Consider the following 13,356-nt stretch of genomic DNA (forward strand, 5'->3'; position numbering starts at 1 on the left):
TTGAACGATCATTCGCTATTCTTAAGCCATTTTTCCCGCGTACCAAAGCTGTTGGTAACCTTGGTGAGCTCTTAGCATCTCCTCATGAGTCCCTGATTTCACCACACGCCCCTCTTCAATAAAATAAATTTTGTCGACATGTTGAATGGTATCAAGACGATGAGCGACCGATATAACGGTTTTCCCTTGCGCTAGCCTTGCAATGGATTTGAGTACATGGTTCTGAGTTTGGGTATCTAACGCTGAGGTAAACTCATCAAGCAATAATACAGGGGCATCATGTAAAAGTGCTCGAGCAATGGATAGCCTTTGTCGCTCTCCACCCGACAATTGATTGCCATTCTCCCCCACTGCTGAGTCCATTCCTTCGGGTAACTTGGCGATGAGATCGCTCAATCCAGCAGCCTTAATGGCGTCAAGCAACTCTAACTCTGTTGCCTCTGGTTTAGCTAACAACAAGTTGTCACGCAAACTCCCACCGAGTAATTGCACATCCTGAGTCACATAAGCAATGTGGCGGTACCACTCTTGTGTACCGATCTCATCAAACGATCGCTGTCCCATCATCACTTTGCCTTGGGTGGGAATATGAAATGCAGCAATGACATCAAGCAAAGATGTTTTCCCTGAACCACTTTTCCCGACCAAAGCGATATGTTCACCTTCGGCAATATCAAGGTTAATGTCATTGAGTATCGGCTTACCCTCTAACGATAAATGAATATTCTTGAGTGCGACATTGCATGCCGATGGCTTGCAACCTTCGGATGATTGTTGCGGCAACTGAGTAAGATGATGCAACCGTTCCGCTGCTTTGAACATATAACGTAGGAGCGCGGCATACACAGTCATTCGAGTGAGCGGCCGGATACAGGCTACTATGGCAATGACAACAACAAGGCATTGCGCCATCGTCAGCATCTCGTGTTGAATAAACCAGTAAGATAGGGCGAGATGTGCCACCACCCCAATTTCTAAGACAAATGTGGCCATCAACACGCCTATACCACCTAGCCACTCTAAACCTAGCCCGGCTTTTCTTTGAGTTTCAATTTGTTCACACAGTGGGTCCAACAACCTATGGCTTTGACCAAAACGGCGTAATGTTGGCAAACATTCAATGTACTCCAGCAATTGGCTACTGCTCTCTACATTCGCATGATGTGTATGTTCCGATTGATGACTAAAACGTTTTTCCATCATCACCACACAGCTCAATGCCAGTGTAAAAGTGCAGATAAGTGTTATACCAAGCAGCGGTTGGATGAAAATGACTATCAGCAGCATGGCACATGGGATCACCCAAGTTGAAATAAATTCAGTCAGGAGGTGGCTGAAAATATCCTCAAACTGCTTCAGGTCTGAGGTCAGCAACTTTATTTTTTCTCCCAATCGCTTACCTCTAAGGGTTGCGAGCGGTTGTCGGCGAATATCGGCCAGAAGCTGAATCCGTAAATGATGGGTGATCTCATATGCACCGAGAAAACTTTGTTTTGTATTCTGTCCCACAAACCACTGAATAAAAATAACCCCAATTGCCAAGGCCAACATCCATCCGAAAGGCGGCGAGTCAGAGTAAAGCAGAAACCAAAACAGCATTAGCCAAATGACCAGTGCTATTGACTCAGTAACCACTTTGCTGAGTAATCCTTGCCAGAAACGTTGAGTTTTTGCCCCACTATGAATAATGATTTGCTGAATTTTATTCATGACAGAGCTCCATAACCTGACCAGAATGAACAACTAAACGTTGATCAACCTGTTTAACTTGTCGGGAGCGGTGACTGATAATGATCTGAATTTGCTCTGGAAAGTAGCTACGTAACACCTCTAAAACAACTTGTTCAGTGAATGGATCTAAGTGTGCAGTCGCCTCATCTAATACGAGGATCGGCGTTTTGGCTAATGCCGCACGGATCATCGCTAAGCGTTGCATCTCACCCCCACTAAATAAACGACTGGCCTCTCCAATATCACACTGAAGCTGGGCAGGAAGCTCTTGAACCAATTGTTTAAGCTTGAACAACTCCAATAGGAACCAAATTTCATCATCCTCAATGTTACGCTTAGCTAAAGTTAAGTTGTCACGCAGCGTCCCTGAGAAAAACACCACATGTTGATCAACTGACGCTATAAAGTGGCTACGACTTTCATCATCCAAATTTGCAATCAACTGCTCATTGATGAACCAACCTCCAGCCTCAGCCTCCAGCTCACCCAACAAAGTGGCTAGCAAAGTACTTTTTCCAGCTCCTGATTCTCCTTCTATGGTAATACGCTGCCCCGGTTTAAAACTCAGGTTTACTTGGTCCAAAATTCGGTGTTGCCCACGTGATACCGCTAGATTCCTGCACGCTAGAGCTTGAAGTGGAGCTTGGTAAGCGACGTTGTCACTTTCTAACGAACCGCACAAAGGCAAAATTCTGTCTATCGCAATCAAGGATTGTTGTATCTGAGAAAATATCTGTGTCAGATCTAACCAAGGTTTGAGCAAGCCTGCACTAATACAAACAACCATGAGCAAATCCACCGCAGTTAGCTGTCCGCTATCAACCAAGATGATCGCTACAGGGACAACTAAAATCAGCGAAATTTGTGCAAGTGTAATAAAGGTGACCCAAGCTCCAACCATGGTTTGGGTATAGCCGTTTACGATCTTATGGTGAGATTGCAAAGTGCGTTTTAATTCAAGATAGGAGTTTGAGTCCACCGCAAACAATTTCATTACACCGATGCTACGCAGAAACTCCATTTGCGCATGATGTAGGTTAGCTACAACACGGTTGTATTTTTCTTGTCGAGTGGCAAATCCTCGCATCATCCAAATTTGCGCCACCATCGCCAAAGGAAGCGGTGCAAGTGCAAGCAATGCTAAACGCCAATCAATGTAAAAAAGCATCCCCACCATCAAAATCGGCATTAATACGCCATTGATCATATCAGTGCCATGATGAGCGATAAGAGGCTCCAAACTCTGGCACTCATCCGTGATGCGTTTTTCGATATCTCCCCTTTTTAAGCTACGCAGCTGATCTATTTTCATCTTCGCCAAAGAACGAACCATATGCTGCCTTACGTTCTGAATAATGTGGTAAGCAGCCAGATGAGCGAACCACACCGCCAAAGCATAAAATGCGTAACGAACAGACAGCGCAATTGCCATAGCGATTAGATACACCAACGGTGATTGGCCATGATAAATGGCCATTACAGATAGATAGAAAAAGACCCACGATACCCACTCGACCAAGCTGCACAATACTGCACTACTAGCCGATATTACGACTCTATTTCTTTCACTCACTAACATGCTTTTGAGCGCAGCCATGCGGCTCATGCTTTGTGCAAGTAGCATAAAAACTCCATAAATGGAGATCATTCTTATAGAGTTTTTTATCCGCAACTAACGCAATCAGGCGAAAAAATATCGAATTTCGAAACTCATCGACATTGAGTGAATAAAGACGAAGCTGCCCAGAGGGAAAACATTTTCAAGCGGTCAATAGGGATCAATCAGTAATAATGGTTAAAACAACATCTTGATGAACAAAATAATGTCCTACAGCCTGCCATCCCTTGGGATAAGCTGCACTTAACGATCTAAGAAGAGTTATTTGAAACTGGCCGCTATTGGGTTCAATCCAATCTACTCGTGCGTCTTCAAAACCGAAAAACTGTTTTACTTGCGGGTATAGGGCTTTATACAAGCTTTCCTTAGCAGAAAAAAATCAATGTAATTCCTTGATAAAATTCTAATTCGCACCGCTCAAGAAGAGATTGTTCGGAAGCATCAATGATTCTTGGGCTAATTCTTGCGCCAAACTAGGAGACATCCAAGATTCTAAGTCGACACCAATAATCTGATGATCACTGAAATAAGAAACAGCGGCCAACGCATAGGTATCGGTGTGAGTGATCGAACCCGATATCCCATCAGGCCACTGTGGTGATCGATTATCACCAATGGGAATTTGATAGTTTTGCTGAGTTAATTTTTTAAGTGCTTCTCGTGCTACGTAGCGGCCAGCTAAATACTCCGCTTTGCGCTTATTAACTGCTCTATTCAAGGTTATTGGCTCATCAATCCCATGCTCTAAAAAACTGTTCGGATGATATTGCGATACATTAAATGATATGGAATGGCAAACTATATGCTTTGGAGAGCTTAAGAATGCATCGCCAAGATGACGAAAAATTTTTGAGTCGTCCATTTTTCTACCTGTTACGTTTTTTGCGTAATTCAGTTAAAAATTCGAGCTGGTATTATTTAGACAACTCGACAAGTTTCAGGAATACCAAGTGCTGAGATGCAAAGTTAGCGACTTATCAGAGGTTTTGCTTGGATTATGGACATAAAAAAGCGGGTTAACCACCCGCCAATTTTACTTTGAAGCCTTTGGATTCAATCAATGTCTTGAGCAGCTCGCGGACATCACCTTGAATTTCAATATCGCCATCTTTTACTGCTCCACCACAACCGCATTTTTTCTTAAATTCGGCAGCAAGCAGCTTTAATGTCGCGTCATCAACATCTAAACCTTTCACTATTGTAACGCCTTTGCCTTTGCGTCCTTTAGTTTCACGAAAAATTCGTACGATGCCATCGCCTTTTGGGCGTTCTACTTTTTCCGGTTCAGGCTTAATGCGCCCAACTTCGGTTGAATACACCAATGTCATAATGTTTAATCTATCTTTTTTGTTGAGCTTGTTGTTGCATCGCTCTTTGTCTTGCAACTAAGTAAGCTTCGATATGTTTTTGAATGGCGATTTTGGAACCTTTGATCAAACGGCCATTAAAAAAGCAATACCACTCGTTAGCTTCACCAGTATCATTTTTAATGGTGAAACCATTGAATTGCTCCTGAGCACCAGCCGAAACTTCACGTTTCTGACCGATAGACTCAAACTCTTTCGGATCGATGATCGAAGCTGTATCACAAAACCAATCGATACTCTTTTTCACCGCAGCTAAATTGCCAGTCAATACGTGGCTTTTTATCCTTACTTGCCATATCTCAGTCGAATTGGCAGCCGACTGGAGATTAAAACCTCGATAAGTTGCAACAGCCATATATACTCTGCTTTTTTGTTGATATTACCTAAATAATAATTCTATATCTGAGCTTATCAAGTATATTATCGCTAATTCGTTAGCTAACAGAGAGTTATCTCGTATCTTTTGACACTTTTACCAATGCATTGCCACCTTCCAAGTTTTAAAACTCAGATTAAGGTGACAATGTCACCAAATGCTTGAGTCCTACTTTGCACTGGCTAATGTGCTGATAACACATTGAGCTAAAAATTCACTAAAGCGATGCCCATTATGCTCCAGCATTTTAGGGAACATGGAAATTGGCGTCATTCCTGGGAATGTATTGACTTCATTGAGATAAATGTGACCGTCTTGAGTTAGGAAGAAATCAATGCGAGACAGATGACGAAGCTTCATATGAACAAAAACACGCTCCGCACTTTGCTGAATGAGTTCACGTTGCTCATCAGTCAAATTTTCAGCTTCAATGAGTGTACGAGAATGGCTTGTTGCACTGTATTTCTCTTCATAAGAATAGAAAGCATCTTCAGGAGCAATGATCTCACCTGGTTTGGAAATAAACAGTTTCCCATTCATTTCATAAGCTGCAACCTCAAGCTCTCTTGGTTTGACGGCTTTTTCCACTAACACTTGCTCAGAAAAACCAAACGCAGCCTCAATTGCAGCAGCAATTTGCTCTTCATTGGTTACCTTGTAACATCCAACGGAAGAGCCTTGACGTGCAGCTTTGACAAAGATGCTCCCCCAATTGCGGAAGGCTTGTCTCGCTTTTTCAACCGAGTCTGGCGTGTTTTGAGTCAAGAATAGATATGGCGTATTTGGTATACCTAGTGCGTCATACCACAGTTTGGATGTGATTTTGTTAAAGCTGTTCGCACTCGCTTCTGGCCCACAACCTAGGTATGGGATGCCAGCAAGTTCAAGCATGGACTGAATATCCCCTGTTTCACCAGGAAAACCATGGATACAAGGCACCACAAAATCAATTGGATAAGAGATATTATCGCCATTTAACGTCGCACTGTTGGTATCTAGATAAACCAGTTCACCATGCTTAGAAAACCAGCCTTCTTTTTTCATCTCAACACGAACTACATTGAATTCAGGTGTAAGTTCAAGTTGCTGCTGGATGTAATTTGCTGATACGAGTGAAATTTCGTGCTCAGATGAGCCGCCACCACATAAAAGTAGGATTGTAGTCTTAGTCATTAATCTTTCCGTGACACCGAAGTAGTAATTGATGGCTATGATAGTTCATTCAAAGTCAACTTACAGTCAATGTTATCGTTTCTTACGAAAACCTTATTCAACTGCTTATAGAACAAACAATAAAGGGGCCTAAGCCCCTTTAAGAAAGTATTAGTTTAATTTGTTGAGTGTTGGAAACTCAGAATTCTTAATCGAGTCAATGCTCTTCACGAATGGTTTCATTGAGCGTAAGTCACTCGGCAAATTGGAGATCGCTTCTGTCGCTTCTTGACGCGTCGCGTAATCTCCAAAAAGAACGGTATACCACTTTGTACCATTCACCATCTTGTAGTTTTCCCAGATAGGTTGTCCATTTTTTGGCAACTTAGAAGCGAATTGATCCACTTTGCTTTGTGCTCCCACAGCGACAACCTGAATAGTAAAACCGTAGCGAGGATTCATCGCAACTTGTTTTGCTGTCGGTGGTGTGATGGAAACGGCTGGTTTAGCCTGTGGACTCATCTTAACCACTTTTTTCTCATTGTCGGTCGGACTAATTTTGACAACATTTTGTTCGACGTTTTGCTCAGAGATGCCTTCAGCAGCACCGCTTTCCGAAATAACGGGTTGCTCAACTGTAGCAACAGCAAACTCTTCGCGATGACTTTCTGTCTTCACGTCCGTGGTATAACTACCTGATGCGCAAGCTGTAAGAATTGCCGATAGCCCAATAACTGTGATTTTTTTCATGGATTTAGTCATGTCTTAGGTACAAAGTGCTTTAAATCATGCACATTGCAACAGAGAGAATCAAGCGTGCAGCATCAATATATGCACCTATCCTGTGATTTATGACACAAAGTAACCAAAGGGAACTGTAAACTCGATCACAGAGGTCTTTTTCTGCCTCACTGAGCTCACAATATTTGGTTAACATATAACAGACACTCAATAAGGCAGGCAGACTATGAATCACTTGAATCAACTGCTTAAACCCAAATCTGTTGCTGTTATTGGCGCATCGATTCGGCAATTTCGCGCTGGTAACATTGTGATGAAAAACTTGCTTCAGGGTGGTTTTGATGGCGCTATCATGCCTGTCACTCCGTACTACCCTGCTGTTTGTGGTGTTTTGGCTTACAAGACGATCGCCGATCTACCAATCATTCCAGATATTGCGATTCTCTGTACCCATGCTTCCCGCAACGTTAGCTTGTTTAACCAATTAGCAGAAAAAGGGGTCAAACAAGTTATTGTTTTATCCTCAGACATGTATTCCCTTGATGCGCAAGGCGAAGAAATTCAAGCACAGTGTATGGCAATTGCTAAGCCTGCTGGCATGCGTATTCTTGGACCGAACAGCCTAGGTTTGATCTTGCCTTGGATACATTTCAATGGTTCTTTTTCGCCGGTTTCCGCACTGAAAGGTAACATCGCGTTCATTTCACAATCCGCTGCGGTATGTACCACTATTCTTGACTGGGCGAATGATAAAGGTATCGGTTTTTCAGCATTTATCTCTTTAGGAAACGCAAGTGATATCGATTTTGCCGATTTACTCGATACATTGAGTACCGACAAACACACGGATGCCATCCTACTTTATGTCGATACTATTCGTGACGCTCGGCGCTTTATGTCGGCCGCCCGAGCCGCTTCACGTAACCGCAGGATCTTAGTGCTAAAAGGCGGACGGACAAAAGCGGGAAGAAAAGCCGCGCAAATGCACACTGGTGGTGATGATACCCTAGATATTATTTACGACTCTGCGATTCGCCGCACCGGTATGCTCAGAGTAAACAATACTCATGAGCTGTTTGCTGCCGTAGAAACGTTAACGCACTCAGTACCACTGAGAGGTGAACGCCTCGCCATTATCACCAATGGTGGCGGGCCGGCAATTATGGCGGTTGATGCTCTTCTGGAACGGGGCGGTAAACTAGCTCAGCTCGAAGACTCAATTTATGAGAAGTTGAACCAGACGCTTCCGCAAAGTTGGTCGCACAGCAACCCTGTCGATATTGTGGGTGATGCCGATCATCAGCGTTACATCTCTGCATTAAATATTTTGCTTGAAAGCGAAACGATCGATGCCATTTTGATAATGCACAGTCCGTCAGCTATCGCACATTCAGAACAGACGGCTCAAGCACTTGTTGAAGCCATTCAAAAACATCCACGCGCAAAGCGCTTTAATATCCTAACCAACTGGTCTGGCGAACTTTCAGCTAAGCCAGCACGCACCATTTTTAACCAAGCGGGCATTCCCACTTATCGTACCCCGGAAAGCGCGGTAACAGCCTTTATGCACTTAGTGGAGTACAGGCGCAATCAGAAACACCTGATGGAAACTCCGACTACTACGGAAGTTGTGCATGCCTCAGAAATGCATACGGCAAAATCGTGGATTGAAGAACAACTAGGAGAAAATGAGAACGCTAGTTTGGATACTCACCAAATTGGTACTCTATTCAAATGCTTTAATTTTAACGTGCTACCAACGTGGATTGCGTCTGATAGTACAGAAGCAGTCCATATTGCTGAGACCATTGGATATCCGGTTGCAGTTAAATTGAGATCTCCCGACATAGCTCATAAATCGGATGTGCAAGGGGTAATGCTTAACTTGCGAAACCGAGTAGAAGTAGCCAATGCTGCGCAAGCGATTCTTGATCGAACTCAGCTCTCCTATCCTTCAGCAAACATTCACGGCCTTTTAGTACAAGGTATGGCAAAGTTGGCGGGCGGTGAAGAATTGAGAATTAAGGTTAAAACTGATGCTACTTTTGGCCCCGTTATTTTGCTTGGGCAAGGCGGATCTGAGTGGGATGAATCACTTGATGCGGCGGCAGCACTACCTCCATTGAATATGACGCTAGCACGCTACCTGATTGTTCGAGCGATTCGAGGTGGCAAAATTAGGCTACAGAAACTCCCCGTCCCCATTGATATAGAAGGTTTATCTGAATTTTTGGTGCGCATTTCACAGATGGTCATTGAATGCCCTGAAGTTCATGAACTGGATATCCATCCACTACTGGTCAATGGCAGCCAGTTTACGATTCTTGATGCCAATTTAGTATTACGTCGATTTAGTGGCGATGCTCAAAACCGTCTTGCTATCCGACCTTATCCAACCGAGTTGGAAGAGCGCTGTCAGGCTCGTGATGGCGAATGGCTCACCGTACGACCTATATTGCCGGAAGATGAACCCAAACATGCCGCTTTCATCAAGAAGGTTTCAAAAGAAGATCTCTATAAGCGCTTTTTCTCTGATGTGGGTGAATTTAACCACGAGGCATTAGCCAATTTAACCCAAATCGATTTTGACCGAGAAATGGCCTTTGTGGCTGTCAGTGGTGAAGGTGAAGATTCAGAAATCATTGGCGTATCAAGAGCCTTAATTAACCATGAAAATACTGATGCTGAATTCGCGATACTGATTCGTTCAGATTTGAAAGGAAAAGGCCTTGGCCGAATCCTAATGCGAAAAATCATAGACTACTGTCGTTCAAAAGGTACTCAGCAGATGTCCGGAATGACGATGCCCACCAACCGTGGAATGCTGACCCTAGCCCAGAAAATGGGTTTCGAAGTTGAAATTCATTTCGAGGATGGAACTGCTGACATGGTGTTGCCTCTGCGCTAAAGCACAAAAGTGACAGAGGATCCTAAAGATCCTCCGTCACTTTTGATGATCTACGCCCAGCGCCAGTTCTTTTTCAGGTATTGAATACACCATGATTTGGCTTCGCCCATCTGGTTTCGTCGCCAAGCCAAGACGATTTCCATTTCAGAATCTTCAGATCCGTTGATGTATTGCAACTCGCCTCTATCAATATAAGGTTGGGCGACTTGTTGTGGCAAAGTACCAATACCTAAACCTGCCACTAAAGCTTTGCATTTCGCATCTAACGTACTGACGGTTAAACGAGGTTGCCGCTGTAGAATATTCACACTCATTGCTGGCTGCTCACGCGCTGTATCAGCAATTGCAATTGCGCGATATTTCTCCCTAGCCTCTTCGTTAAATTCTCCAGCTCGGCGATGAACATAGTGAGCAGGAGCTGCAACCCAAATCATTTTCATCTTGCCAATGGTTTCCGCTTTCACATCTTGTGGTAAGGCGTCAATACGAGGGCAAATCAGCAGATCTGCCCGACCCGTTGCTAATGCCTCCCAACAACCAGCCAATATCTCATCCTGAATCCGCACTCGCGTTTTACTGATGTTGCCAAGGGCTTCCACCATGGAAAACAGATTGGTAGCAGGCACAATACCATCGAGCGCGATGGTAATATCCAGCTCCCAACCGTTGGCCAGTAGAGTTGCATCATTAACCAATTTTTCTGTTGCAGCAAGGATTGCCCTGCCTCGTTCTAAGATAAGCTTACCTGCCTCGGTAAAATTTGCTCTATGACCTGAGCGGTCAAAAATCATCAGATCCAAGTCTTGTTCAAGTTTCTGGATTTGATAACTCAAGGAGCTAGGAGCACGATTTAGCTCATTAGCCGCAGCCGCAAAGCTACCTCTACGTTCTATGGCATCCAGAATATGTAGTGCTTCTAACGTGATTGGACTTAGCAAGGCTTTCTCCTGTAGATCATCTCATTGGCTCAACTTTGTGAGTTTAATCACATTTAATGAATGTACTAATTACTTACCATTTAAATATAACATTTTGATTAATCGATTTATTTTGACAAGGTGTTACTTTTTTCAGCATAAAACAAGACAAGCAATTCAATGTAAATGATAGTAATTATCATTAATGTTTATTAGAATTCCCGCGTCTAATTCAACAAGGAAAACGCAGGTAGTTCAAATGTATAAAAAATCTCTGCTCGCTAGTGCAATTGTTGTAGCACTTATGCCTTCAGCATACGCTGAACAACAATCACAATTCAACGAAGTTGTTGTTACTGCAACACGTTCAACCCAAAACAAACAAGATGTTGCGGCATCAATTGACACGGTTAGTGCTCAAGACATCGATAACACTCTAGCTACAGATGTCAAAGATGCACTCAAATATACACCGGGTGTCGAGGTAAAATCAGGTAGCCGTTTTGGAATCTCTGGCTTTAATATTCGCGGCATGGAAGATAGCCGTATTCTTACGGTCATTGACGGCGTTCAGCAACCCGTAGGTTATAACCCTGGCGCAAGCGAACAGCGAAAATACAGTAATGCTATTGAAGTTGACACCCTACAAGCCATTGAGGTGAACAAAGGCCCTTCGTCTACCCTTTACGGTTCTGACGCTCTAGGTGGTTTAGTTCAGTTTCGAACTAAAAACCCAAGCGATGTATTAATTAACGATGAAGATGGTCACCGTTTTGGTATCAAATCAACCTACACTTCGGTTGATGAACAATTTAAAAACACGCTGACCTGGGCAATGAGACAAGGCAAACTTGAAACCTTGTTGATGGCCACTTATGCCCAAGGGCATGAAACAAAATCACACGACTCAGGTGCAGATATTGAAGGCCCTGGACGTGGCTTAACCAACCCTGCGGATACGGAATTAGGCAATCTACTGGCTAAAGCTCAATACCAAGCCAATGAAGATCATCGTTTAGGGGTAACCATTGAGCATTACACTAAAAACTATGATGAAGATGAGCTTAGCTACAACGGTTATGCCATCATGCCGGGCTTTGTCTATAGCAACAACTACAACGAAGACGTGAATAAACGTACTCGTATTTCATTAGATCACCAATGGTTAATGGATACTCTATTGGTCGATCAAAGCCTTGTAACACTGAGTTACCAAGACTCCAGTACTCTAAATAAAAACTACGATACAACACCAAGTGCCGGTGCTCGTATGCGTGAGCGTGACTCGGCCGATAAGGCAGTACAGTTTGACGTTCAGCTTAATAAGCTTATTGACTCCGATGGTTTATCACATGACGTCACTTATGGTGGCTCTTATCTAAATAACGCATTTAGCTTACAAAATACCGACCATTTATATAAAACAGGCACATCGCGTGATGGCAGCACGGGAGTGCCAGACGCAGACATCATCAAATGGGGTCTTTTCGCCCAAGATCAGATGTACTTTTTGGATGAGCAGCTAATTTTAACTGCTGGTTTACGTTATGACTCTTTTGAAGCGACACCGAAAACTGATTCTGCCTTTACTACCGAGTACAAACCAAATAAAGATAATGCCTTTACCGGAAAGCTCGGGGCGGTTTATCACTTACAAGACAACCTCGCCGTTTTCGGCCAAATTAGCCAAGGCTTCAAAGCGCCAACCGTTTACGATCTCTATTACTTCTACAATCGAGGTGCAATTATTGAGGCGAACCCTGATTTGAAAGCAGAACGAAGTATTGCTTATGAAATTGGTACTCGTGGCAATAATGCCTATGGCAACATGGAATTTGCGTTGTTCGTCAATGACTACAAAGATTTCATTACCCAAACGAAAACAGGTCAATCCGGTGGTAAAGATGTCATCAGCAAATACAATATCGATGAAGTTCAAATCTATGGTGCCGAGTTCAGTTCAACTCTACTGTTAGATACCATTTCACCATTACCACAAGGTAGCTATGCTCGTCTTTCCATTGCTTATGCTCATGGCGAAGATAAAGCCACTGGTAAAGAAATTGACACGGTTGCACCTTTAACCAGCGTGCTGGGCTTAGGTTATGAACAAGCCGATTTTGGCTCAGCCTTGAATGTAAAAATGGTGGCAAGCAAAAATGAGTGGCAGGTTGAGAACAATTTAGACGTTGCGGGTTATGCGGTGGTTGACCTCGCGGCTTACTACGTTCCAGTCAAAGATCTCACCGTTCGCGCGGGGCTTTTCAACCTGTTTGATAAGAAATATTGGCACTACTCTGATATTTCAGGAAAAAACGGCACAGAAAGATTCAATCTTGACTACGACACTCAACCAGGACGCAACTGGGGTATTTCTCTCGATTACCAATTCTAGTCTTGAACACAAAAAAGCCAGCTTACGCTCTGTCTCTTATACACAAATCCCCCGTCAAGTACGGGGGATTTTTTTGAACTCTGTTTGATGTTGTCGATCTGATCTTCATTACAACATCAGCAAACACTATGAACTTTATATCAAAACTCTG

General features: G+C 43.4%; 10 protein-coding genes and 1 pseudogene. 2 read left to right on the forward strand and 9 right to left on the reverse strand.

The features are described 5' to 3' along the window. Window positions 1-21: 21 nt before the first annotated feature. From D908_RS04840 to D908_RS04815, 8 genes and pseudogenes are all read right to left on the reverse strand, one after another. Complete coding sequence (locus D908_RS04840; RefSeq protein WP_005526083.1) at window positions 22-1,710, reverse strand: ABC transporter ATP-binding protein; 1,689 nt, start codon at window positions 1,708-1,710, stop codon at window positions 22-24. Then, complete coding sequence (locus D908_RS04835) at window positions 1,703-3,355, reverse strand: ATP-binding cassette domain-containing protein (RefSeq protein ID WP_005526084.1); 1,653 nt, start codon at window positions 3,353-3,355, stop codon at window positions 1,703-1,705. The genes D908_RS04840 and D908_RS04835 overlap by 8 nt, the downstream gene beginning before the upstream one ends. 154 nt (window positions 3,356-3,509) lie before the next feature. Further along, window positions 3,510-3,716: pseudogene (locus tag D908_RS22600) on the reverse strand (4'-phosphopantetheinyl transferase superfamily protein); the annotation flags it as partial. 36 nt (window positions 3,717-3,752) lie between these two features. After that, window positions 3,753-4,211, reverse strand: coding sequence for a 4'-phosphopantetheinyl transferase family protein (locus tag D908_RS0119750; protein WP_005526088.1), 459 nt, complete (start codon window positions 4,209-4,211; stop codon window positions 3,753-3,755). Between the two features lie 154 nt (window positions 4,212-4,365). Next, window positions 4,366-4,677, reverse strand: coding sequence for a stress response translation initiation inhibitor YciH (yciH, locus tag D908_RS04830; RefSeq protein ID WP_000177193.1), 312 nt, complete (start codon window positions 4,675-4,677; stop codon window positions 4,366-4,368). A gap of 10 nt (window positions 4,678-4,687) precedes the next feature. Further along, window positions 4,688-5,071, reverse strand: a complete 384-nt coding sequence (locus D908_RS04825) for a DUF3319 domain-containing protein (protein ID WP_005526091.1) — start codon at window positions 5,069-5,071, stop codon at window positions 4,688-4,690. 189 nt (window positions 5,072-5,260) lie between these two features. Beyond that, the gene (locus D908_RS04820) at window positions 5,261-6,265 is read right to left on the reverse strand and encodes a D-alanine--D-alanine ligase (RefSeq protein WP_005526093.1); all 1,005 of its coding nucleotides are present in this window, start codon (window positions 6,263-6,265) and stop codon (window positions 5,261-5,263) included. Between the two features lie 150 nt (window positions 6,266-6,415). Beyond that, a complete protein-coding gene (locus tag D908_RS04815) occupies window positions 6,416-6,994 on the reverse strand; it encodes an SPOR domain-containing protein (RefSeq protein ID WP_000724564.1) in 579 nt (192 codons plus the stop codon). 217 nt (window positions 6,995-7,211) lie between these two features. Between D908_RS04815 and D908_RS04810 the strand changes: the two genes are divergently transcribed. Continuing rightward, window positions 7,212-9,893 (forward strand): bifunctional acetate--CoA ligase family protein/GNAT family N-acetyltransferase, encoded by a 2,682-nt coding sequence (locus D908_RS04810; protein WP_001016198.1) that lies wholly within the window; start codon window positions 7,212-7,214, stop codon window positions 9,891-9,893. Window positions 9,894-9,943: 50 nt separating this feature from the next. Here the strand turns inward: D908_RS04810 and D908_RS04805 are convergent, their stop codons facing one another. After that, the gene (locus tag D908_RS04805; protein WP_000950827.1) at window positions 9,944-10,831 is read right to left on the reverse strand and encodes a LysR substrate-binding domain-containing protein; all 888 of its coding nucleotides are present in this window, start codon (window positions 10,829-10,831) and stop codon (window positions 9,944-9,946) included. Window positions 10,832-11,069: 238 nt separating this feature from the next. Between D908_RS04805 and D908_RS04800 the strand changes: the two genes are divergently transcribed. After that, window positions 11,070-13,205 (forward strand): TonB-dependent hemoglobin/transferrin/lactoferrin family receptor, encoded by a 2,136-nt coding sequence (locus D908_RS04800; RefSeq protein ID WP_005526097.1) that lies wholly within the window; start codon window positions 11,070-11,072, stop codon window positions 13,203-13,205. Window positions 13,206-13,356 lie beyond the last annotated feature (151 nt).

Source organism: Vibrio mimicus CAIM 602, assembly GCF_000338875.1.
GTDB classification, from domain to species: Bacteria; Pseudomonadota; Gammaproteobacteria; order Enterobacterales; family Vibrionaceae; genus Vibrio; species Vibrio mimicus.